This is a genomic window from Streptococcus sp. 3.1, from assembly GCF_016648915.1.
Lineage (GTDB): Bacteria > Bacillota > Bacilli > Lactobacillales > Streptococcaceae > Streptococcus > Streptococcus salivarius_E.
Genome location: NZ_JACLQV010000023.1, coordinates 1 through 23,152 on the forward strand (window position 1 = coordinate 1; position 23,152 = coordinate 23,152).

The 23,152-nt window shown below is 38.6% G+C and carries 23 protein-coding genes; all 23 read right to left on the minus strand.

Features of this window, described 5'->3' with window-relative positions; translation table 11 throughout:
- Window positions 1-661 precede the first annotated feature (661 nt).
- The 23 genes from H7U02_RS10165 to rsmH all read right to left on the minus strand — a co-directional run bounded on the left by H7U02_RS10165 (window position 662) and on the right by rsmH (window position 23,043).
- Window positions 662-952, minus strand: a complete 291-nt coding sequence (locus H7U02_RS10165) for a hypothetical protein (protein ID WP_073686167.1) — start codon at window positions 950-952, stop codon at window positions 662-664.
- A 291-nt stretch (window positions 953-1,243) separates the two neighbouring features.
- Window positions 1,244-1,540 carry a bacteriocin immunity protein gene (locus H7U02_RS10170; protein ID WP_073686168.1) on the minus strand — a complete coding sequence of 99 codons (297 nt, stop codon included), beginning with the start codon at window positions 1,538-1,540 and terminating at the stop codon, window positions 1,244-1,246.
- 759 nt (window positions 1,541-2,299) lie between these two features.
- Window positions 2,300-2,701 carry a hypothetical protein gene (locus tag H7U02_RS11665; protein WP_073686170.1) on the minus strand — a complete coding sequence of 134 codons (402 nt, stop codon included), beginning with the start codon at window positions 2,699-2,701 and terminating at the stop codon, window positions 2,300-2,302.
- A 329-nt stretch (window positions 2,702-3,030) separates the two neighbouring features.
- Window positions 3,031-3,198: a hypothetical protein gene (locus H7U02_RS10175; protein WP_171963547.1), complete on the minus strand. Its 168-nt coding sequence runs from the start codon at window positions 3,196-3,198 to the stop codon at window positions 3,031-3,033.
- Between the two features lie 283 nt (window positions 3,199-3,481).
- Window positions 3,482-3,883 (minus strand): hypothetical protein, encoded by a 402-nt coding sequence (locus tag H7U02_RS10180; RefSeq protein WP_037604712.1) that lies wholly within the window; start codon window positions 3,881-3,883, stop codon window positions 3,482-3,484.
- Between the two features lie 17 nt (window positions 3,884-3,900).
- Window positions 3,901-4,128 carry a Blp family class II bacteriocin gene (locus tag H7U02_RS10185; RefSeq protein ID WP_073686171.1) on the minus strand — a complete coding sequence of 76 codons (228 nt, stop codon included), beginning with the start codon at window positions 4,126-4,128 and terminating at the stop codon, window positions 3,901-3,903.
- 159 nt (window positions 4,129-4,287) lie between these two features.
- Window positions 4,288-6,033 carry an ABC transporter ATP-binding protein gene (locus tag H7U02_RS10190; protein WP_201043308.1) on the minus strand — a complete coding sequence of 582 codons (1,746 nt, stop codon included), beginning with the start codon at window positions 6,031-6,033 and terminating at the stop codon, window positions 4,288-4,290.
- Entirely contained in the window at window positions 6,026-7,783 is a 1,758-nt protein-coding gene (locus tag H7U02_RS10195; protein ID WP_201043310.1) for an ABC transporter ATP-binding protein, read from the minus strand. Before H7U02_RS10195 ends, H7U02_RS10190 begins: the two co-directional genes overlap by 8 nt.
- 49 nt (window positions 7,784-7,832) lie before the next feature.
- On the minus strand, window positions 7,833-8,279 hold the full coding sequence (locus H7U02_RS10200) for a hypothetical protein (protein ID WP_229056623.1): 447 nt from the start codon (window positions 8,277-8,279) through the stop codon (window positions 7,833-7,835).
- A 102-nt stretch (window positions 8,280-8,381) separates the two neighbouring features.
- Window positions 8,382-8,909, minus strand: a complete 528-nt coding sequence (locus H7U02_RS10205; protein WP_048790203.1) for a VanZ family protein — start codon at window positions 8,907-8,909, stop codon at window positions 8,382-8,384.
- Window position 8,910: 1 nt separating this feature from the next.
- Entirely contained in the window at window positions 8,911-10,020 is a 1,110-nt protein-coding gene (gene rlmN, locus H7U02_RS10210; protein WP_096832658.1) for a 23S rRNA (adenine(2503)-C(2))-methyltransferase RlmN, read from the minus strand.
- A 57-nt stretch (window positions 10,021-10,077) separates the two neighbouring features.
- Window positions 10,078-10,806: a YutD family protein gene (locus tag H7U02_RS10215; protein ID WP_110981242.1), complete on the minus strand. Its 729-nt coding sequence runs from the start codon at window positions 10,804-10,806 to the stop codon at window positions 10,078-10,080.
- Between the two features lie 54 nt (window positions 10,807-10,860).
- The gene (locus H7U02_RS10220) at window positions 10,861-12,216 is read right to left on the minus strand and encodes a bifunctional metallophosphatase/5'-nucleotidase (RefSeq protein WP_110981241.1); all 1,356 of its coding nucleotides are present in this window, start codon (window positions 12,214-12,216) and stop codon (window positions 10,861-10,863) included.
- 270 nt (window positions 12,217-12,486) lie between these two features.
- Window positions 12,487-12,717, minus strand: coding sequence for a Blp family class II bacteriocin (locus H7U02_RS10225; protein WP_002884558.1), 231 nt, complete (start codon window positions 12,715-12,717; stop codon window positions 12,487-12,489).
- 98 nt (window positions 12,718-12,815) lie between these two features.
- Window positions 12,816-14,111 carry a GHKL domain-containing protein gene (locus H7U02_RS10230; protein WP_073686176.1) on the minus strand — a complete coding sequence of 432 codons (1,296 nt, stop codon included), beginning with the start codon at window positions 14,109-14,111 and terminating at the stop codon, window positions 12,816-12,818.
- Window positions 14,108-14,836 carry a LytR/AlgR family response regulator transcription factor gene (locus H7U02_RS10235; protein WP_073686177.1) on the minus strand — a complete coding sequence of 243 codons (729 nt, stop codon included), beginning with the start codon at window positions 14,834-14,836 and terminating at the stop codon, window positions 14,108-14,110. The genes H7U02_RS10230 and H7U02_RS10235 overlap by 4 nt, the downstream gene beginning before the upstream one ends.
- 37 nt (window positions 14,837-14,873) lie before the next feature.
- The gene (locus tag H7U02_RS10240) at window positions 14,874-15,626 is read right to left on the minus strand and encodes a hypothetical protein (protein ID WP_073686194.1); all 753 of its coding nucleotides are present in this window, start codon (window positions 15,624-15,626) and stop codon (window positions 14,874-14,876) included.
- A 4-nt stretch (window positions 15,627-15,630) separates the two neighbouring features.
- Window positions 15,631-16,497, minus strand: coding sequence for an ABC transporter ATP-binding protein (locus tag H7U02_RS10245; RefSeq protein ID WP_073686178.1), 867 nt, complete (start codon window positions 16,495-16,497; stop codon window positions 15,631-15,633).
- Window positions 16,498-17,057: 560 nt separating this feature from the next.
- Window positions 17,058-18,401: a DEAD/DEAH box helicase gene (locus H7U02_RS10250; RefSeq protein WP_060971666.1), complete on the minus strand. Its 1,344-nt coding sequence runs from the start codon at window positions 18,399-18,401 to the stop codon at window positions 17,058-17,060.
- Between the two features lie 73 nt (window positions 18,402-18,474).
- The gene (mraY, locus tag H7U02_RS10255; protein WP_002891748.1) at window positions 18,475-19,497 is read right to left on the minus strand and encodes a phospho-N-acetylmuramoyl-pentapeptide-transferase; all 1,023 of its coding nucleotides are present in this window, start codon (window positions 19,495-19,497) and stop codon (window positions 18,475-18,477) included.
- A gap of 1 nt (window position 19,498) precedes the next feature.
- A complete protein-coding gene (pbp2X, locus tag H7U02_RS10260; protein ID WP_110981240.1) occupies window positions 19,499-21,766 on the minus strand; it encodes a penicillin-binding protein PBP2X in 2,268 nt (755 codons plus the stop codon).
- A 3-nt stretch (window positions 21,767-21,769) separates the two neighbouring features.
- The gene (ftsL, locus tag H7U02_RS10265; RefSeq protein ID WP_002891750.1) at window positions 21,770-22,090 is read right to left on the minus strand and encodes a cell division protein FtsL; all 321 of its coding nucleotides are present in this window, start codon (window positions 22,088-22,090) and stop codon (window positions 21,770-21,772) included.
- A 2-nt stretch (window positions 22,091-22,092) separates the two neighbouring features.
- On the minus strand, window positions 22,093-23,043 hold the full coding sequence (gene rsmH, locus H7U02_RS10270; protein WP_110981239.1) for a 16S rRNA (cytosine(1402)-N(4))-methyltransferase RsmH: 951 nt from the start codon (window positions 23,041-23,043) through the stop codon (window positions 22,093-22,095).
- Between the last annotated feature and the right edge of the window lie 109 nt (window positions 23,044-23,152).

Below are 23,152 nucleotides of genomic sequence, written 5' to 3' on the forward strand. Positions count from 1 at the left end.
ATAAAAAAAGAGAAGACCTATCAGGTCCTCTCTAGATGTTAGCTTTTCGTCACCCACTACAGTTGACAAAGAGCCCTTTTTATAACAAAAAAATCCCATAGGATGAGAACTCTCATGGGATTTTTTGATTGTGTGGAAATAAACAAGATTTAGGCTTCAATTTTTACGATTCATTTTAATGTTATTTAAACAAATGATATATCCAAGACAATGGAATAATACAAAGATATGCCAGTAAAAATAGAGCATAAAGCTATCAGATTTGATTATCGAATAAAAAAGAAAAATTGCAACTAATAAAATAGAGAACCACAGCGTCTTCTTAACGAATAAAAAGTATTGATGCCATATCTCTTTATCACCCAAAGTAACTTTAGATTTTTTACTTAGGAAAAGATGCATCAAGATCTCTACTAGACTGCTAAGTACTGTTAAAACCAGAATCTTACTTAGAGGAATACCTAAAAAGAATCCCATCCACTCAATAAGTAATTGGGACAAAACAATGGCCGTAAGGGCACGTAGATTTTTTGACATAAAACTTAAACCTCACACTTCTCTCAAACAGAAAGTTTTTACAATACCTAGAAAGTTACCAAAGCATAGATAAGCACTTACAGCCTCGCTATCTTTATAAGCACGTCTATCATAAACTGCGATTCTAACCTCGTTCACTTTGTTTAATGATTTTAAGCACTCTAGGTGTCAGAAAAGCTAGTAAACAAATATCCAAAACAATCACAACAATAATGATTAAGCTCCATTCGGCATCTCTCACCGTCAGCAAACGATAAATACCAGCTAAAATAATAGCCAAATGTGCCAAGCCCATGCCAGCGTAAATTTGTTTAAGAGTAAACTGTCGTTCTTCAAGTGGACGACGGTCAAGCTCTCGCTTAATCAACAATGGCAACACAAGCAAAAGATTGATAGCAATGCCAGAGGCAGCCAAAATAAGAAAGAAGAACCATTATATAATAATTCTAAACCAATATTTCCACATATCAAACCAAAGGCAACAACCATGAGTCGTAAATAAAGTAACGTTCCTGAACGAAGTCGGTTAAGATAAGGCATCGCACTCTCCTTTCATCACAATCACTTGTCCGCTTGGCATAATCATAACTAGAACTTAAGGGTCTTTCTCTGCTCCTCAACAGGTTGGAAAAGAACCTTTTTGCCCCATCTTCCTTTTCTCAATGGACAACTCAACCTTAAAACCAAGAAATCCTCCCTAATGACATCAATAGCCATAACGAATCGCTAGCAATTTTCGCAACTCTGCCATTCGCTCCTCGATAAAGGGAGACAAGGTTAGCTGGTTCTTTCTGACCACTTCGGATATTTCCAGTGACATCCTGCTTAAGATATAGGGAGTGGCTGAACGAGAATCTGCAAGTTCCGTTCGGTAGGAGTTCAGGACCTGCTTCAAATCAGCATAATCTGGCTTATCTCCAATCGTTTCAATTACTTCATCGATGATAGCTACTGCTTGTTCTCGTCTCTCTTTGCCTCCTGCAAACCATTTAAGTCCTGTCATTAAGAAAACCTCCTTATTTCTTTCAACTAATTTTCAATCACATCTTTAGTATAGCACCCTGATAGTCATTTAAAAGCCAGCGTCCCAAAAAGTGGCTATATGTCCCGAATGGTAGCCAAATCCAGATTGGATGCTGACTAGATAGAGCATTTAAAGCTATATTCCAAATGACTACTCCTAGGATTGCTGATAGGAAACGTAACGAACGTAACACAGCAGAACTAAATTTTTGTAATATCACCATAGTAATTCCTTTTCTACTAGAGTCATTTACATAAACTACTAGGGCGTTATCTAAAGAATGATTGGCTATTATTCTGAATCTAGCATGGCTAAAGACACGAATCTGTCACTTTCCATGCTGCTTAAAACAAATACATCACTTATCGTTTCTAAAAATCAACTGACTAAGATCATCAGAGAGCGATAAAGAAACATAGAGTGACAAGGTGTAAAATAAAAATGTCCTTTCTTGATGCCAGAAAAATATTATCACACATTGAATACAGACAGCCAAAATAACTTGCACGATAAATTTAATATATTTTCTAGAAATAAGTGATTGTTTCAAATAGTAATCCTCCTTTCATGACATTTTTTGAAGACCCAGCCCCTGCAAGTTTTGTCTATACGATAGAAGACTATCCTTCAAACATTGGAAATTCACTCTAATTTTCACATGTTTCATTAATCACTTTCTTATTATAACACTTTTATGCAACGTAAATTGAATAATGTCACAAACAGTTACTATATTTTCTATCTTTTAAAATATCTTTTGACTTGCAAGTAAGCTAGAAAATCACAGAGGATTAACAAAAGCATTAATACGGCTAGTACTATACGGTCTGTGGTATCACTGAATGTTAGTAATGTGTAAAACTCTACACAAAGCACTAGCAATGAGATGACAAGAAAGACAAGGAAGGACTGCCGTATTGTTAACGGATTTACTGAATCTGGACGCTTCTTAAGAATACAGTAGAGCAGTCCATTAACAAAAATGACTACTAAAGCTAGTGCTCCGACTGCTAACCAAATCTCTGGCGAAGTCTTGCTCTTATAGAGAGAAATACTGATACTTATAAGGAAAACTGCCAAGGCAGCAGTGATTGTCCTAAAAAATCGCAACACTCTCGAACTAATATTCTTTAACTTCATGATAAAACAATTAAGCTATGAATAACCTCAGTCAGTCTTGTAAACTGAATAAGCTATTACATTAAACTCTATTCCTTTCTGTATTTTTTTATACTGCTGTAAGATCTCAAAAAAGACCTTAGCGATTAAATTCTACTGGAGATGTAATACAATAGCGTCATTAGTACTGATACTTTAAATAAGCGAATATACATATCTTTGTTTTTTCTATTACAAAGAAAAGCAATCAAATATAATACAATCTCCGCTATCATTAGCAAGAATAATTTTACTTCGGGAACATCAAAAATAAGCATTTGCAAGCACCTCACGTTCAAAGGGGCCACAAGTTACTTTTTAAACTGTGCCCATTTTTTAAAAAGCAGACTATAAAGAAGCAAGGTTATCCCCAACAAGTTAATGGTATGGTGGACTGCATCCAAACTTCTAAATAGATTAGCAAGGCCCATTCCGATGAGAATGGTAGCCAGTAAATACGGTTTTGAGTTTTTGAACATACTTTTCTCCTTAAAGTGTTTTTAGCTATCTGTGCAAAGCTATGATTTTTATTATAGATTGGAAGCCGATAAAAAAGTAGTGACATTTATGTCACTACTTGTCTGACCTTATATCCTTGATAATCGTACACATAAGAAAGAGAAAAAGACATAACCCAATAAGATTTAGGCATTGAAGTCCAAAACTCAGTTTTTCTCCCAAGTTATGTAAGGCAACAAGGATGAAGCCCATAGACATCATTAGAGACACTAGGCGTTTTTTAGTCATGATTATAGATACCTTTTATCTTTTAAAATATTTTTTGACTTGAAAATAAGTAAGAATATCAAATAAAATCAATAATAGCATTAAGATAAATAATATAATGCGATCCGTAAAGTCCGTTAGTGTTAGTAGTTTGAAAAACTCGACACACAAGACAAACAATGAAACACTAAGGAAAATACCAAATGATTGTTTAAGCGTCAAATAGCTTTTTGTTACTGATTGTTTTTGTGATAACCGGTAAAAAATAATATTGATCAACCCTACAATTATAGTAAGCAAGCCTAATCCAAACAGAATCCATACCGGAGTCTCTTTTCCATAAAGGTAAAAACCTAAATTAATGAGAAGAACAACTATTGCAGCACTTCCTAGTCTTAATAACTGTAATACTACTGCATTATTATTTTGTAGTTTCATGATTAGTAAATTTTTAATTAATGTGGGAAAGCATAACCAAGACCAGCTCCGACAACTCCACACCCTACAATAGCATAAGGTGCAAGCGTAAAGAGTGGGGCACCTGATGCGGCACAGAAGTAAATCCCTTCAGCAGCACCACTAGCGCTACTAGATAAGCGGTCCCAATTGACTTTTCCACCTTCAACGTTTGCAAGTGCCTCGAAATCGAGCGTTTCAAAAGTGTTAATTGTTTGTGTTGTCATTCTAACAACCTCCTAAAATATTATTTTTTAGCTTTTTCTCTCAAGCTATGGTTTTATTATAGGTTGTAGGCCAACAAAAAAGTAGTGACATAAATGTCACCACTCGATTTTGATTTTTAAGAAATCTTTTCGAATATAGAATCTATGCTCTAAACTATCTTACTCTCCTTCCATTGCACCTGCTTGTAGGCTGTACATCTTGTGGTAGGTACCGCCGAGAGCTAGGAGTTCCTCATGGCTACCGTGTTCGATGATGCGACCCTTGTCTAAGACATAGATGCAGTTGGCATCTTGGATCGTCGATAGGCGGTGGGCAATGGCAATAGTGGTGCGACCTTGACGCATTTTTGCTAGAGAATTTTGGACAATAGCCTCTGTCTCCGAATCAATATTGGCTGTCGCTTCATCCAGAATCAAAATCTTAGGTTGGCTAGCAACGGTCCTAGCAAAGGCTAGAAGCTGGCGTTGGCCAGTTGAAAAACTTGAACCTCGTTCAGAAACTGGAGCATCATAGCCTTCTGGAAGTTTGTCGATAAAGTGATTGGCATCCACAAACTCAGCGGCTGCTTTAATCTCTTCATCAGTTAAATCCTGATACATGGCAATATTGGATTTGACTGTACCATGATAGAGAAAGGGTTCCTGAAGGACGAGACCAATGTTCTTACGCAGCTCTGCCTGACTATAATCGCGAATATCCACACCGTCAAGAAGAACTCGCCCTGATTGGAACTCATAGAAACGCATAAACACGTTGATAATAGAGGATTTTCCGGAACCTGTAGAACCGACAAAGGCGATGGTCTCACCTTTATTGACAGAGAAGGATATGTTATCTAAAATCTGGTGTTTACCATCATAGGAGAAGGAAACATTTTCAAAACGAATGTTCCCCTCGGTAACCTTGGCATCTGTGTCTCTCTGCTCAGGCTCATAGGTGCGCTCGTCAATCAAGGCAAAGACCCGACCGGCTGAGACCATAGAAGTTTGCAAGGTTGAGAAGTTTTGTGTCACTTCAATCAAGGGATCAAAGAGGCGGTTAATATACTGGATAAAGGCATACATGGTCCCTGCTGTGATGCCCAAATAGATACCTCGGTAGCCAAAGTAGGCCATGAGAACAGCATAGCCCAGGAGCTTCAGTAAACTCATGGCTGGGCGTAGAAAGAGAGAATCCAGTGACATGGAACGGCTGGCGTAAATCAGGTGTTCCTCATTAATGGCATCAAACTCTTTTTTGAGACGTTTCTCTTGGTTAAAGGCCTGAATGATGCGAATCCCTTCGATACTCTCTGACAGTTTGGCATTTATATCTGAAAGCAAGGCTCTGGTCTTTTCAATGATGACCACTGATTTTTTGCGGTAGAGATTAACCAAAAGAACAATCAGAGGGAGAAAGAGCACAATAAGCCCGGTCAGACGAATGTCCAAGATCATCATGGTGTAAAGGGTGGTAACAAAGATAAAGATAGCCGAAATAAAGCTAGACAGAATCCCTGAAAACATCTCGCTAATAGTCTCAGTATCATTGGTCAAGCGAGAAACGATAGAGCCTGCTGGAGTTTTGTCAAAGTAGGACATCCCCAGTTTTTCCATATTGGCAAAGGCATCTCGGCGAATATCCCTGACAATACTGTAGGACACACGCGCAAAAAAGAGATTTCCCAAATACTGGACTAGCGTCTGCAAGAGATAAAGACCATAGTACCCAATCAGAATTAAGCTTGCTGCCTGATTCATATCATGAAGATAGTGGTCGATAAAATAAGAGGCCACAAGGGGAATGATACTCTTGATAACCGTTGTGGACAAAAGGAAGGCCAAAGCTAGAAAGGTCAAGAATTTGTAAGGCTTGAGATAGGTCAAGAGACGCTTAAACACAGACCATTGGTTTTGATTAGGCATCGGCTTCTCCTCCTTCCATTTCTAACTGTTGAGACTCATAGGTCTTGGCATACCAACCACCCTGAGCTAGCAAATCCTCATGACGGCCACGTTCAATGATACGACCATCCTGCATGACTAAGATAAGGTCAGCGTGCACCACCGCACTCAAACGATGGGCGGTAATGATAGTCGTCTTGTCCTTACGGGTATGTTTGAGATTGTCAATAATAGCATGTTCTGTCTTGGCGTCCACTGCCGATAGAGAGTCGTCCAAAATCAAAATATCTGGATCCAAAATCATGGCCCGACTCATGGCCAGACGTTGTTTTTGACCGCCTGATAGGCTAACACCCTTTTCACCAATGATCGTTTCAAAACCTTCAGGCATATCCTTGATGTCATCATAAACTTGAGCCAACTTAGTCGCTTCTTCTACCTTGTCAAAGGAGAGATCAGGATTACCAAAGCGGACATTGTCTAAAATGGAACTAGCAAAGAGAAACTGGTCTTGAGGAACATAGCCCATCAAGCTACGCAAGTCTGATAGGCGATAGTCTCGGATGTCATGCCCATTCAAATAGATGGCTCCTTGATTAACATCGTGCTCCCGCAAGAGCAACTTGACAAGGGCGGTCTTTCCTGAACCAGTCTGCCCAACCAAGCCAAGGGTTTGCCCCTTGTCCAAGGTGAAATGAACATCTCTCAAAGTATCCTCATCCTCAAAGGCAAAGCGGTCAATCGCATATTCTAGGCGACCATTTTCAATACTTGGGAGAGGGTGCGCAGGATCTTGAACATCTGATTCCTGCTCCAGAAGATTTTCAATACGTTGGTAGGATACATTTCCCCTCTGTGTGATATTAAAGAGGAAGCCAATGGCCATCAGAGGCCAAACCAGCATGTCCAAATAGGTAATGAAGGTTACCAAATTTCCGACCGTTATCTGATTAGCCTGAATCATAAAGGCCCCGACAAGAAGGGTTAAAACATAAGATGAGCCAACAAAGAGCAAGACCAAAGGATCAAAAAGGCTGTCATACTTCATGGTATGCATATTCTTTTTAAAAGTCATCTTATTGGTCTCTTGGAAGGACTGAAGCTCAGCCTCCTGATAGCCAAAAGACTTGGTTACCTTGATCCCTGATACCGACTCCTGAACCTTATTATTAAGTTCTGAAAAGGCTGCCTGGGATTCTCCAAAAGCTTTATGGGTCTTGCGTCCCAAACGACTAGTCGCAAAAGCCATGAAGGGTAGGGGTAAGACAGCCACCAGGGTCATCTGCCAGGAAATGCTGAAGAACATGGTGATTAAGGTTACCAAGGCTGTGATAGACGCATCTACGGCTGACATGACACCCCCACCAGCCAAGCGGGTTAAGGAGTTGATATCATTAGTTGCATGGGCCATGAGATCCCCAGTTCGGTACTTTTGGTAAAAAGAAGGCGACATCTTGGTAAAATGCTCAAAAAGGCGTGACCTCATAATCTGACCCAAGCGATAAGAGGTCGCTAAGATATACATCCGCCAAACATAGCGCAAATAGTACATTCCTAAAGCTGCCAAAAGCAAATACACAAGATTCAAAAGCAAGATCTGATTGGTCAATTTCCCCGATGTAATAGCATCAATGACCCGCCCCATAACCATAGGAGGAATCAGATTGAGTAACGAAACCAGACTCAGTGCCAAAATCCCGACAATATACCGGCGTTTTTCTAACTTGAAAAACCACCAAAGTTTTGCAATGATTGATTCTTTAAAAAACAAGTGATTCCCCCTATCCTTACAAACGAGTGATTATAATTCTAACAAAAGGTTATTTCCAATAGCGATAAATTGTACCATCTTCTAACTGAAAGTAACCAATATAAGTCAATTTCCCAAAATCAGTAGACTCTGGCAATTGATAAGCAAAGGAGTCAAAATTATAGACCTTGTGCCCATCGTCAATAGAGTAGCTATCCTTATCGTGGATAACTGATTCGTCCTTCTTGGGGTTCCAAATGCGTCTGATTTCATCAGATGTCTTATACTCTCTGACAAAATTGTATAATTCAAAGTTAGTTGCCTCACTGAGATAGCGACCATCGGTGTTGTAGTTGGCTAATTGAGGCTCTCTCTTAGACTCAGAATAATTCCAAACCTGTCCTCTTTCTCGCATGATATCGGCATCACGGCCACTTTGATAAGTATCTGCCTTAACCATCGTCATTGTTGCTCCTAACGTTAATACGGTGACTACTGTCATCATTAAGTGTTTCATTGTTTCTCCAAAAGTGTTTATTCATTTTTCCCTCTTTTGAATGTGTTGTATTTGTATGATAGAAAATAAGTGAAACCTGAGACGCGTAGGGTCCCAGGTTTTTTACTCTTTAAAATGCGTTTGAATCAGTTTTACAAGGAAGCGGTAGACACCTAGTGCCACCAAACCTCCCAAAGTATTGGTCCATAAATCATCTAACTCAAAGACACGATTAGCATCAATGAGAAGGTCTAGAATGACTTGTCCAACCTCAATCGTCAAAGACATGATAAACGTGGCTAAAAGGACCCTTTGCCAAGACCTGAATCTGGGGTACAAGGCTAAAAGTCCTAAAATCAGCGGACTCAGCAAGAAAATATTGGTCACATTTTGCCCAAGCACAAAGACAATCTCTTTAAGACTATCCAACTGATAAAAGTTGGTCAAACTATTGAATGGGGTCAAGAGGACCACCACACGACCAAAATGTTGAATCCCAGGAGTTTCAACACCTTCAACTAGCCCGTACTGGGGTGTCCAACATAGGAGCACTAAACAAAGGAGATAAGCACAAACCAAAACTTGGCTTGCTTGTCTTCCTTTTAGTGTCAGTTCTCCATCCTTATCTACCCAAGTCGTCAGCTGAAACATCTTATTTACCTTCTGATTTACCAGAAGCTTCTGCTACGGCCTTTTGACGGTCACGTTTCATAGTGTTTGAACGCAATTGTCCACAAGCAGCATCGATATCTGTACCGTGTTCTTGACGAACGACACAGTTAACCCCGTTTTTCTTGAGCACATCGTAGAAGGCCGCCACACGTTCCTTGGTTGAACGACTATATTGGTCGTGCTCTGATACTGGGTTATATGGAATCAAGTTGATGTATGACAACTTACGGATTTTCTTAGTCAAATCAGCCAACTCTTGAGCGTTTTCAGGGTGATCATTGACCTCATTAAGCATGATGTACTCAAAAGTTACACGACGGTTGGTTGTCTGGATGTAATACTCGATAGCTTCAAAGAGTTTTTCAAGTGGGAACGAGCGGTTGATACGCATGATGCTTGAACGAAGGTCATTGTTAGGCGCGTGAAGTGATACGGCGAGGTTAACTTGAACACCTTCGTTAGCAAATTCCTTGATTTTTGGTGCCAAACCAGATGTTGATACGGTAATGTGACGCGCTCCAATGGCAAGACCATTATCATTGTTAATGGTACGCAAGAAACGAAGCACATTGTCATAGTTATCAAATGGCTCACCGATACCCATAACAACCACGTGGCTTACACGTTCACCGTCGCCACGATCGTCAAAGTATTTTTGTACCAACATGATTTGCGCCACAATCTCACCAGCAGTCAAGTCACGTTGTTTCTTAATCAAACCACTGGCACAGAAAGTACAACCGATGTTACATCCAACCTGGGTTGTCACACAGACAGACAAACCATAGTGTTGACGCATCAAAACCGTCTCAATCAACATACCATCTGGCAATTCAAAAAGATATTTAACGGTACCATCTTTAGATTCTTGAACGATACGTTGTTTCAATGGGTTTACGCAGAAATTCTCATTCAACTTGGCAATGAAATCTTTAGAAATGTTGGTCATTTCTTCGAAAGACTGCACACGCTTCTTGTAGAGCCAATCCCAAATTTGAGTCGCACGGAATTTCTTTTCACCGTGTTCCATAGCCCAGTCGATCAACTCATCACGAGTAAGACCATAAATAGAAGGTTTGTAGCCTTCCATATCCTCCAATTTCTGGCGTTTACGACGTTCTGGCTTTGCTGTTACTTCTGACATAGTTTAATTTCCTTTTTTTCTGATTGTAAAATGCTGACCATCTGACTTGGTCTGGCTTTGTTTCTTCGATGGGGTGTTTTGACCTTTAGATTTTGGAGCTTGCTTCTGACTCTTCTTGAAGTTAGACTTACGCTCACGGCCACCGTCCTCGGATCTAGATTTAAACTTAGGACGACGCTTGATTTTCTCAAAGTTTGGGCCCTCTTGATCCCTATCTCTTCGTTTGGACTTGTCTGGCTTTTGCTTAGCAGAAGCTTTTTGCCCCTTATTATTTTGAGAAGCATTGTGCTCTCTATCTCTAGATTCCTGAGAAGAATGACGACGATTATTAGAACGACGGCGCTTGCGACGAGGCTCAGTCTCCTCTTCAAAGACGATTAATTGCGGCTCTTCATTTTTCAAAATAAAGTAGGCACAGCCAAAGGCACAGTATTCACGCAAATACTCCGACAATCGGCTAATACGGTCTGTCTTACGCGTATTAGGGCGCTCGTCCTCGTAAAATCCCTTAAGGCGAAGCTGGTCATTAGACCAGTCCCCAACAATATAATCATACTTGAGCATGATTTCAGAAAAACGTTGCCCAAAGCGGGTAGCGTCTAAAGCATCCTTGTGATTTTCAAGAACCGTAAACTGACAGGCATCTGATTTCAGAAGGTCAGCCACATACACAAAGTCTGGCCCTGGATATTTATTATAATTAAACATTTCTGGCAAGATTTCTTTACGCATGTGCCATCCTTTCTGCTCTCTCTTATTTTCTATCCTGATGCTGTAATAATGTCTCTATATCTTATCCCAATTGGCACCATTTTTTCCTAAATACTTGGCCACAAGTTCCCTTAACAAATCCGGAAAAAGAAGAGTGACCTCCTTTTCCTTAATTGTAGGGAAGTAAGAAGCAAAGTAGTATTGATCCACAAGGACCAAACTAAACTTCTCATTGGAATCTACAACCCTTCTATTATACAACAAATTACCGTTTTTGTAAGCAAAATTCCCCGTGATTACTTCACCAAATGTCTTCCCTCTAAATCCCATACCTTTAATAGCTTGGTTTTTAAGGAGTTCAGCCTTGGTAAAAACTTCACGACAGATTTCCTTGAGTTCTTGTCCTGTCACGACTAGACGCGCCATCCGCATCTGATGGGGAAGGGCTTCTTGAAGGTCTGCCATGGTCACTTGTGGACCCAGCGTTTTCATGATAAGTCCAGTATTTAAAAGCGTTAATTGGCTATTTGTTTCTTGACAAACAGCCTGTAAAACCAATTGACAGGTCTCATCAAAATCTAGTTCTCGACCTAGATTAGCTACTTTTTTCTGAGCTAAACGACGATGGCCTTCCTCACGCATGGCCTTGATAAAGGTTTCGTCCTCCTTGTCTAAATCCAAGATATAGGACTTGGTGGGGATAGCCTCAATCTGACACTCTATCAATTGCCCATTTTTCACAGTAAGATCAATACAACCGATATAATAACCATACCTATCTGCAGCCGCTAAATAAGTCTCATTAATCAACTTGCCCTCTTCAAAAAGGTGATGCGTGTGACTCCCGATAATAAGATTCACCTGAGGGTAAGTCTCTGCAATCTGCTCATCATAACGAACACCTAGATGACTAAGAACGACGACTATGTCTGCATCCCTTACCTCAGGGCGAGCCAAATCCTCTTCCAACCGAGCCATAGGCTCTAACATCTGCCAACCGTTGGGAGCATAGGTAATGTAATAGGGAAAGGTATAGGCCAAGAAAGCAATGTTTGTACCTGCTTTAGTTTTATGGATAAGATAGGGCTTGGCCCATTCAGGCTGACTCCCTTCATCCTTGAGATTTCCTATAATTGGCTGAAACTTGGCCTGCTCATAAAGATAGTCTAGCTCATCCTTAGCCAGACCAATCCCCTCATTATTTCCAATAGTCGCATAGTCTATCCCCAACTCATTCATCAGGGCTACATTAAAACGCCCAGCTGTCGCATCAGATAGGGGATGGGACTTATCCACATTATCCCCAAGATCTACCTTAATCAACTCCCTATCCGTCTGACTCAAATCATCCACAGCTCGCTTGAGTTGTGGATACTGTTCAAAATGAGAGTGTAAATCATTAATATGAAGAATTCGAATCGTGTCTTTCATGATTTCTATTTTAGCACTTTTACCACAAAAAAACTTGACATTCAATCTGCCAAGCCTTTAACTATTTTTCAAACAGGAAGGTATTCCTAGTTAACTTTCTTTTTAACATATTCTTCTGCCAGATGATAGACGTCATCTGCTAGGGATATACTGACATAGATGCACACAATTGAGAAAATTTCTCCTCTAAAGTGTTGCCAAGCAAAGAATATAAGCCCATAAATTAGGAGAGCAAGTACTATTTGGCCAAAAAATTGACTCAGTAATCGCCTAATAACGACAAATAAGGCCATAAGTAATCCCATCTTTAATACCATAACCAATACCCTTTAAGGCTGCACCTTGCCAAGTACCTGTTTGAATACCACCTTTAATGGCTCCTCCAACAGCCCCGACGCCTACGGCAGCTGTAGCTCCCCAAAAACTACATGCTCCACCCTTAACAGTAGAAAGATCTTCGGAATTAAGTGAGTTAAAATTGTTAATGATTTGTGTTGTCATAGTAACAACCTCCTTTAAAATATTTTTTAGCCTTTTCTCAAAAGCTATGATTGTATTATAGATAGAAAGCCAACAAAAAAGTAGTGACATTTATGTCACTACTGGATTTTTGAGAGTTGATTCAGCTTAGAACTTACAGGTTCTTTTACTTTTAAAGGAATAACAACTAGTACCACAAATTGATTTGACTGTATATTAATGTTCAGGTGTCCTTTCAGTTTCATGATTCTATCATAACTACTTTTTATTCCTAGACCACGTCTATTAGGTAATTTTATAGATTTCATTCCGTCATAATTGATATCTATTTCAGAAGTAAGTATAGGATTCGCCACTCTAAAGACTAATTTATTATTCTTAAAACGTAATACTATTTCGATTGGATTCGTTAATCCATTACGTTCAATCTCCTCTATTGCATTGTCGATAATATTTCCAAGAATAGCGCAAGAATCTATAGCAATCGAACTTATATCTAAATTATAGGGGATTTGTAAATCTAGATGAAACTGGACTCCATCTTTTTTCATTTTAGATATTTTTTGATTTAATATAGCGTCAATTGGTATACATCCTGTAATCTTGCGATTAAAAACCTCCTGTCCTAGTATCTCCTGAGTTATTGCTTTGATGTTTTCAAAATCATTACTATCTGCATAAAAATCTATTGAGGAAACAATATTTTTTAAATCATGTCTGAGAATTGCTAGTTCTTCTTCTTGTTGAATGATTTCACTGGTCATGCTATTTTCATCAAAAGCAATTTTGCCTTTGATAATATCAAAATTTTTTTCACTTAAATAATTGTAAAGCACAATTATAACAATGTTTATCAATAATAAATAACTATCAAATATCAAAACTCGACTTAAAGGTAGTGGAATCTTATATAACAGTAAAAAAATAGACAAAAATGGAGGCAACGATAAGAAACCGTATTCTATTTTGTTCAGCTCAAATAGATTATCTATTTTAAAGTGTTTTAATCCTAACACAAATAAAAGTGCTAACAACATCAAAAAGAATTGGGCGAAAAAGATTACGATTTCTTTAGTTTGTTGAACTTGATGTAATAGCAATATTGTTATATCTTCTTGAATCAAAAACCAAAAGATCAGGAATAAATAATGAAATACCTTTTTCATCACATCTCCCGATAAAAAGAGGAAAAGAATCAGGAAAGTTAATAGCAAAGATAAGATTTTAAAATCTAACAATGTATTATGATTTATTGTTATTGATGTGTGGCCAATAAAATAAACAAATAAGATCAAACAATAAAACTTGCTTTTGGAAATTCTGATCACAAAAAAGTGTTGTAAATAAAACCAAACAACAAAGCTTTGGAATAAAAAAAGAGAGAGCAGTCCCACTGATTTATATACATCAATCATAAACCGAAACTCCTCTCAATAAAATGGCTGTATGCTGTTCTCACGGCTTTCTTCCGACTTCTACTAATAGCGATACAATTGCCATTTATCATAGTTACATCATTCCGATTAAATGAAGCTATATGGTTTAAATTAATCATTGTTCCACTATTAACCCTAACAAAATGAGTTGGAGGTAATTCTTTTTCAATTGCTGATATCCTCCCATAAAATGATGTATCACTACCGCTAACTAATTCAAGGTGAATTTTTCTACCAAACTCAGAATATAAACACACAATATTATCTAAACTTATTTGGAAATGTTCCATACCTATCTGATAAAATAAAAATTTCTGTTTTGCAGTTAATTCTACCAGAACATCTCTGAGAACCTCTCTTAATTTTTCAATAGATACAGGTTTTATTAGATAACGAAATGGAGAGACTTCAAAGCTTTCTAAAGCATATTGCTCATAGCTTGTGACATAAATGAGTATAAAGTTTTTATCAATATTTCTCAATAACTTAGCAGTCTCTATACCATTTAGACCCGCCATTTCAATATCCAAAAATATCAAGTGATAGTTGTCAGTCTGTCCACTCATGGTGTTTACCAGACGGTCTCCTTTGTAATAGCCATCAATTTCATATTGGACATTGATTTCATCAAAGTATTTTGAAATATGAGTTTCTAAATTACTCACTTGTAAGCTATCATCATCACAAATTGCTACTTTATACATCTGTCTCTATAAATTCCTTTTTCTAATATTATATCATTCAAAACGCCTTACTTTCAAACCCTTTCATGGTAGCAATCAATAACAGTATACAAAGCAAAAAATAACTTAGTAAATGAATTAGAGATAATCCAATTGTAAAGTGATAATTAGGCACAACAAAAAAATATCCAGGAATAAATTTAGAAATCATAGTAATATTTGATAGAAGTTGACATAAAAAGTAAACACCTAGACTTGCAAACGAAGCCATTATTGCCGAAATATTTAGTGATAGATAAAAAGCAATGCTAGCAAGCAAAATAATAAATCCTAAATTCACTAAACTAACTACTATTGATTGTACATTTGTAGCATGTAGCTCCCAAAATCGTGTATAACCGAACTCAGTATGAGATATAAAGCAAATATAAGTGACTAACGACGTCAAGCAATTTAAGATATATAAAAATAATATTGATAGGATAACAACAATATACTTAGAGACTATCAATATTTTCTTACTAGTGACTCTATTTACCTCTAATAAGATTTGTCCTCCTTGAATCTCTCCTCCTAAAATAAAGGAAGAAGTATATAAAATTAATAATAACGGGATAGTTAATATTAATAAAAATGTCCACATCGTGGTGATAAAGGTAACTAAATCTAATTTAGCCCCTATTTTTACAAAGTCACAATGTAAAAAGGCACCAAAACCATAAATCAAAGACCACAATGATAGTATAGCTAATATAATAAAATTTTTCCGTTTCAATAATTTATATAGTTCTGCTAAAACGATTGATTGCATTTTTTCACCCCCTAAATAATTCTTCAATAGAGTCATTCATCGTGATGTCCTTTATCTCACAATTATATTTATAAATGAGCTTCAGAATCGAATTCAATAACATCATATCATGTGGTAAGATTATCTGACCTTCTTTTAGGGTAACTAATTTACTAAGACTTTGTTCCAACTCCGGCACTGCATATTCTAAAGTAATAATTATTTTATTTTTTCCTAGTTTAGTATGTGTTTCAATACTCTTTTCATTTATAAATAGGAAATAATCACAAATCTCTTCAATTTCATGTAACTGATGTGATGAGATTAATATTGTAACCTTTTCTTCACGGCGTAACTTCACAATATAGTCTAAAAGAACTCTAACTCCTGTGGGATCTAAACCCACAAATGGTTCATCTAGAATCAGAAACTCAGGATCATCTAACAAGGCCAATGCTAAACCCAATCTCTGCTTCATGCCAAATGAGTAAGATTTTACTAGTTTTTTACTATTATCTAAACCCACAAATTTTAACAACTTATTAATTCGTTTATCTAGTTCACTTTTATCAATTGATGAAGAATACATCGAGAATAATTTCAAATTATCATATGCAGAAAAATCTTCAAATAATTTACAATCTAGGAGAAAACCAATTTTATTTAAACTATTTCTTTTAGTAGTATATTCTGAATCCCCTTCAAATTGAATTTCCCCTTTTGTGAGTGGAGTAAGTCCTAAGATCATCTTCATTAAAGTAGTCTTTCCACAACCATTCTTCCCAATTAAGCCAACAATGTCACCTCTATGAATTTCGAAATTGAGATCGGTTAATACCTCTTGTTTTCCAAATGATTTATTCAAATGACAGGCTCGTAATATTGTATTCATGGTGATTACCTCCATCAGTTGCAGTATATATTAAAAAATCATTGGAATTATCACAAGTTTCAAGTAATAATTCATACTTGTCTTTTGCAACAATTTTCCCTTTTTCCATAAACATTATAGAATCAAATCTTTTTAAAAATGGCTTTAATAAAGCTATTTAAAATGTGTCAACTATTATTAATAAGGCATTCTATATGTTTTTAGTTTAGCTTAAATTATCAAAATCAACTTTCTTTTGTATCATTTTGTTGTTTTTTTTGTAGTAAATAGTAAAAAACTATTTATTCATCACATTTTCAGTTCTTAAGACAGCCAATTATTTTGCGAGTGTAGTGAGCATATACTGAGACTTGTCACTGTGATAATGACGACTAAGACTTTGTAGTCATAAGCGTTGGGAAGTTTTGAGACCTTAGGCTCAAAAGAAAAATATATCTTCAAACTAAATAAGGTCTTTTGAGTTTCCAAAAAGTTTGATAATAATCAAAAAAGCTGAAACACTTTGGTTTCAACCTCTTGAATTTTTAAATTAAAATTTGCTCTCACCTAGAAGCCAATACTTAGAAACTTTGCTTCTTAGCTTTACGCTCAGCACGTCCCTTAGCACGGTTAGCTGCACGGCGTTCACGTTTGCGTTTTTCGTCAACCTTCCACTGAATTTTCTTCTTGTAGCCAGGCTTGATTTTTTTCTTTTTCTTCTTAACCAAACCAATCATTTCCGTATCAAGTTTTTGATAGGCTTTTTCACGGTTGGCACGACGGTCACGGTCATAGGTATCTTGAAACTCGCCGTCCTTATAGACTTTCGGCTCAAAGGTAATCCCCATCTTTTCAAGCTCACGAATATCTGAGTCATCACTTGGTTGATAGAGGGTGATGGCTGTTCCTGACAAGCCATTACGTCCAGTACGTCCCACACGGTGAACAAAAAAGGACAAGTCTTGAGGGATGGCGTCATTGATTACATGGCTAACCCCTTCAATGTCAATCCCACGCGCTGCAAGGTCAGTCGCTACTATATACTCAAACTCAAGCTTCTTAACTTGATTCATGATACGTTTACGTTCACGTGGTGGAATACCGCCGTGAATTTTGGCAACCTTAAGACCATTTGACACTAGGTAACTGTGCAAATCGTCAGCACGTTCCTTGGTATTAACGAAAATCATTGCTAGATAAGGCTGCATCCCCTTAAGCATCTCAAGAATCTGTTCATTCTTGTTGCGACCCTTGGTAGATACCAACCAGTTATCAATGGTATCCGCAATAACTGTTGAAGTTTTAATTTGTTCCATGACTGGATTGGTCAAATACTTCTTCAAGAATGGTTGCAATTTTTGAGGAATGGTTGCTGAGAAGACCAAAATTTGAACTTCCTTAGGCAGACTTGCCGCAATCTTGTCTACAGTATCCAAGAATCCCATATCCATGGTCATATCAGCTTCGTCAACAACAAAGGTATGGGCCTTGTGGATAGCCAAGTCCCCAGACTTAACTAGGTCATAAATACGACCTGGTGTCCCGATAACAATATGAGGTTGTGCTACCTTGAGTTTCTCAATCTGACGTTGCTTGTCTGTACCACCCACATAGTTGACCACACGAATTTCAGTCTCAGAGTGTTTGGCAATTTGTTTTGTCGCTTGGTAAATTTGTGTCGCCAATTCACGTGATGGTGCTGTAATAACAACCTGAACATCACCACTCTTTGGATTTAGTTTCTCAAAAATTGGCAAGAGGAAGGTATGTGTCTTCCCTGAACCCGTCTTTGATTCACCAACCAAATCACGACCTGAACGGACTACAGGAATCAATTTCTGTTGAACAGGTGTTGGCTCTTTAAACTTAATCTCGTCAAGAGCCTCCTGAATAAATGTTTTAAAATTAAAATCTTTAAATGACATGCTTAGTTACTTCTTTTCTATCTAGTCTATCCCTATCATTATAACAGAAAAAGAGCATTTCTGCTCTTTTCATTTATTTCATAACGTTTCCAAGAACCATCCAAAGGGTAATGGCACTTGCAAGTGCTCCAACTGTCCAAAGGAAAGCATCAACCTTCCACTCTGACCATTTGTCACCCTTACCTGAAAGACCACCCAACTCGAGGTGATGGTGGAATGGTGTCATACGGAAAATACGACGACCTTCACCATACTTACGCTTAGTGTATTTGAAATAGCTGACCTGTAGCATGACAGAAGCTGTCTCAAAGACATAAACCACACCAATCAAGAGTAGGGTCCACTCTACACGTAGGGCAATAGAGATAACCGCAAGCATAGCTCCAAGTGACAAGGAACCGACATCTCCCATAAAGACCTTGGCTGGCTTGTGGTTAAAGACGAAGAAGCCAAGAAGTGCCCCAATCATAGTGATAATGATAGTCAAGATAGCGAACTCACCCTTGACAAAAGCGATAATTCCATAGGCAATCAAGCTGATAACCACAGAGATAGAAGCTAAACCATCAATACCGTCTGTCAAGTTCACAGCATTTGAGAAACCGACAATCCAGAATAGGACAAAGAGAACATAAAAGACACCGAGATGAATGGTTAATCCACCAATAGCTAGGCTATCTGTCCCACTAGGGAGTACGTGGATAAAGTAGAAAAGCAAACCCGCAATAATCTGCAAGGCCATCTTTTGCCAAGGTTTAAGTCCCTCATTGATTTGACGGAAAATCTTAAGGAAATCATCAAGGAAGCCGATGATTCCATAAATCAAAATTACAAAGAGAATCCCTACTGTAGCACCATAGGCTTGGTGGCCCTCGCTAAAGACGTGGAAGTTAAAAATCAAGCTAACCAAGATGGCAACCACTAGGAAGACTGTCCCTCCCATAGTTGGTGTTCCAGCCTTAGCCAAATGCTGCTTCACATCTTCATGCATTTGTTGGCCACCGATTTTCTTGATTTTGTAGTAAGTAATAAAGTGAGGCATGGCGAGCACCGTCAACACAAAGGCGGCCACACCTGCTATCAGACTCATAGTCATCTTAGTCTCCTAAAGTAATGGTAATCTTCTTGGTTTTAGACAGGGCTTTTCCTGCCGCAACACTTTGTTTGGTAACAGTCCCTGACTTGCCACCCTTATAAGTAACTTTAATGCCTTTCCATTTGGCAAAGGTTTCAACGTTCTTCTTGGTCCAACCATACATGTCTGGAAGTTCTGTGAAATCATTGGTCATGATAAGAATCTGTTCATTAGCCTTGATATTGGCTTTGGCATCTACAGAAACCTTCTCAATCTTATCACCAACACCCAGAACAATCGGATGAATCAAGTTTTGACGAAGGGTGTTAGCTGTCTCGCCCGGACTCTTACCGATAATATCGCCGGTTTGATAGCTCGTTTCCTCGGTCTTTTCACTACCTTCAGACACAGAAGTATCTAGGGTGTCTCCCATAGACATGGCTTCTTCCAAAACCGGGTTAACCACAGTTGCATAAAAATTATTATCCCAAGTCTTAGGCTCCTGTACAGTCACATACATGATATATTCTGGATTATCTGTAGGTACCATGGCTACAACTGAATTGAGGGTTTCATTGGAACCAACTTTGTAGGTCCCAGTCTTCTCATCAGCAACCTGAGCCGTTCCAGACTTAACTGAAACATCATAATTGCCAACTTGGATAATAGGTGACCCTTCAGATTTATTGTAAAGGGTACCGAACTCTGGATCTGTACCAACGGAAATCATATAGTTACGCGTTTCAGAGGCAGCCTGCTTAGAAACTGGCTTACCGATAACTTCCTTCTTCGCTGTACGAACTGTGCCTTGGTTAGTATCGGCAACTTGTTTGATAAATTGAGGTTCTAGCATTATACCATTGTTTGAAATAGCGGTAAAGGCTCGAAGCATCTGCACCTGAGTCACCGAAATCCCTTGTCCGAAGGACGATTGAGCTATATTAACAGAGTTTCGAGAGACAACCCCTGAAGATTCACCGACCATCCCAAAACGGGTTGGAAGACCAAATTTGTAAAGAGATAAGTAGCTAGACCAAACCTTGTCTCCCATCTCTTGTTCCAGCATGGTCATACCAACGTTACTTGAATAAGAGAAGCCTTGGGCAAATGACATGGTACGACCTGTTGAGATACCTTCATTGATTGACCAGTCATTAATTTCAACGTCGTCAACCTTAATACCATTAGCATTACTATAGGTCGTATTCGGGTTAAAGCTTCCATTGTTAATAGCAGCTGACAAGAGCATGACCTTCATGGTTGATCCAGGCTCATACTGAGCTTCGTAAAGACGGTTAACCCAATCATAGTTTTTCTTAGCCTGTCCCTCAAGAGTATCAGAATTATAGGTCGGACGTTGTGTCGTTGCAAGAATCTCACCTGTCTTAGCATTAACAACTGTCGCTGAAGCATTGACACCTTGCGTCTGCTCCATAAAGGTATCCATCTGCGTTTCTAAGAAGGTTTGGAGAGGCGCTGACAAGGTTGTATAGATGTTCTTACCATCGATAGCTTCCTTGGTAATGGTTTCCGTACCTAGAAGCGTATTACCGTTTTTATCCTTTTCATAGATGGCCTCTCCATCTGTTCCAGTCAAGAGGCTATTGAGCGAGCGCTCCAAACCAGTTTGACCAATTAAAGAATATGAGCCGTCTTTTTTATTTTCAACAGCTTCGGCACGACCAAGAAACTCTGACGCGAAGGTTCCATTAGGGTACATTCGTGACGTTGTTGCTTCAAAGGCCATCCCCTTAATTCCCGCATCTTTAAAGGCTTTTTCTAGTTCTTCTTTAACAGAGTAGGTAATTCCCTTCCCCTTTAGCCCAAAGGAAACCTGGTAGGCACCCTTAGTACGCAATTGGGCCAAGGAATCACTCTTTTCAATTCCTAGCTTATCCTTTAAAATATCAGCAACCTTGTCAAACTGACTATCTTGGACATAGAGTTTTTCTTGAGTCGCTGACACATAACTGGTCGACACGATAGCGTAAATGGCATAACTGGTTGAATCCTCAGCCAAAACATTTCCATTTCGGTCGTAAATCGTCCCACGCTTGGCAGCCACCGTGGTCTTAGTGTTATAAGATTTAGCAGCCTGGGTAGACAAATCGACACCAAACTTACTGTCTGTCCCGATAATCACCACAAAGTTGATAATAAAGACGAAAAAGATAAAGATGCTGAGAACCATAAGGTTCTGACCAACGTGCTGTCGATTCTGGGCTGGCTTTCGCCTATCCCTAACGACATAGTTTAGAAATAAATGTTTAAGTTTTCTTAATCTGTTCATTGGTTACTTCACACTCTTAATACTATCGTTATTAATAGACAGGCCTGCCTTATTAGCAATCTCTTTAATACGGTCAGAGTTTGTCAACTCATTAACCGCCTGCTTTGCATTATTAAGCTCTGTTTTTTCATCACTAATCTTGCTATTAAGGTCTGTGATTTGTTGCTTGATAGCCTGATTACGCCCTTGTAAAAATACAACTGCAATACTCATCACAATAGCTGTCAAAACAATTGCCGAATAGAAGGCCTTTTCCATACGCGTCATAAAACGAATATGGTTTCTAATGGCTCTATTGACAATCTGATGTTCCTTATTTTCCATAATTATTTCCTGATTTTTTTAGCCACACGCAATTTAGCAGAATGCGAGCGGTTATTAGCTTCTAATTCTTCCTGACTAGGTAGGATTGGCTTACGATTAACTAAGGCTACCTTAGGTTGGAGGTCTTCAGGAATAAAGGGTAGACCTTTAGGCACATCTACCGTACTAGCTTCCTTGAAAAGCTGTTTAGTCAATCGATCCTCCAAAGAGTGGAAGGTAATGACCGAAATACGACCATCCACAGCAAGTAAATCCAAGGCCTCTTGAATAGACTCATCCGCAGCACCAAGCTCATCGTTCACTTCGATGCGAATAGCTTGGAAAATTTGCTTGGCCGGATGGCCCTTCTTCTTCAATTCCTTAGCAGGCTTAGCTGATTTAATGATTTCCGCCAGTTCCGTCGTGGTCTCAATTGGTTTAACCTGACGAGCATGTTCAATCTTACGTGCAATTTGTTTAGAGAACTTGTCCTCACCATACTTGAAGAAAATGCGCACCAAATCGTTGTAAGGATAGGTATTGACCACATCATAAGCGGTCAGACTCGCCTCCTCATTCATACGCATATCTAGCTTGGCATCCTGTTTATAGGAGAAGCCACGCTCACGCTCATCCAACTGTGGGCTAGAGACACCCAAGTCATAGAGAATGCCATCAATTTCAGACACCCCCAAGGCTTCAAGGTTGGACTTGAGATTACGGAAATTATCCTTGATGAAAGTCACCATACCCTTATCAATATAGTCCTTGAGACGCACTTGAGCATTATCAATAGCCTTTTGGTCCTGATCAAAGCAGTACAAATGACCCTTTTCAGATAATTGCGACAAAAGATAAGACGAATGTCCTGCGCCACCCAAGGTCGCATCAACATAGATGCCATTGGGCTTGATATCAAGCATATCAACAGTTTCGTGTAATAGAACGGTTACATGGTGAAATTCATTAGTCATAACTTTTATTATAGCACAAGAATAGAGAAATTGTCTCGTTCTGTAAGTTGACAGGATAGTAAAAGAGCCAGACCCGAGGCCTAACTCTTTAGTTACTATATCATCTGAT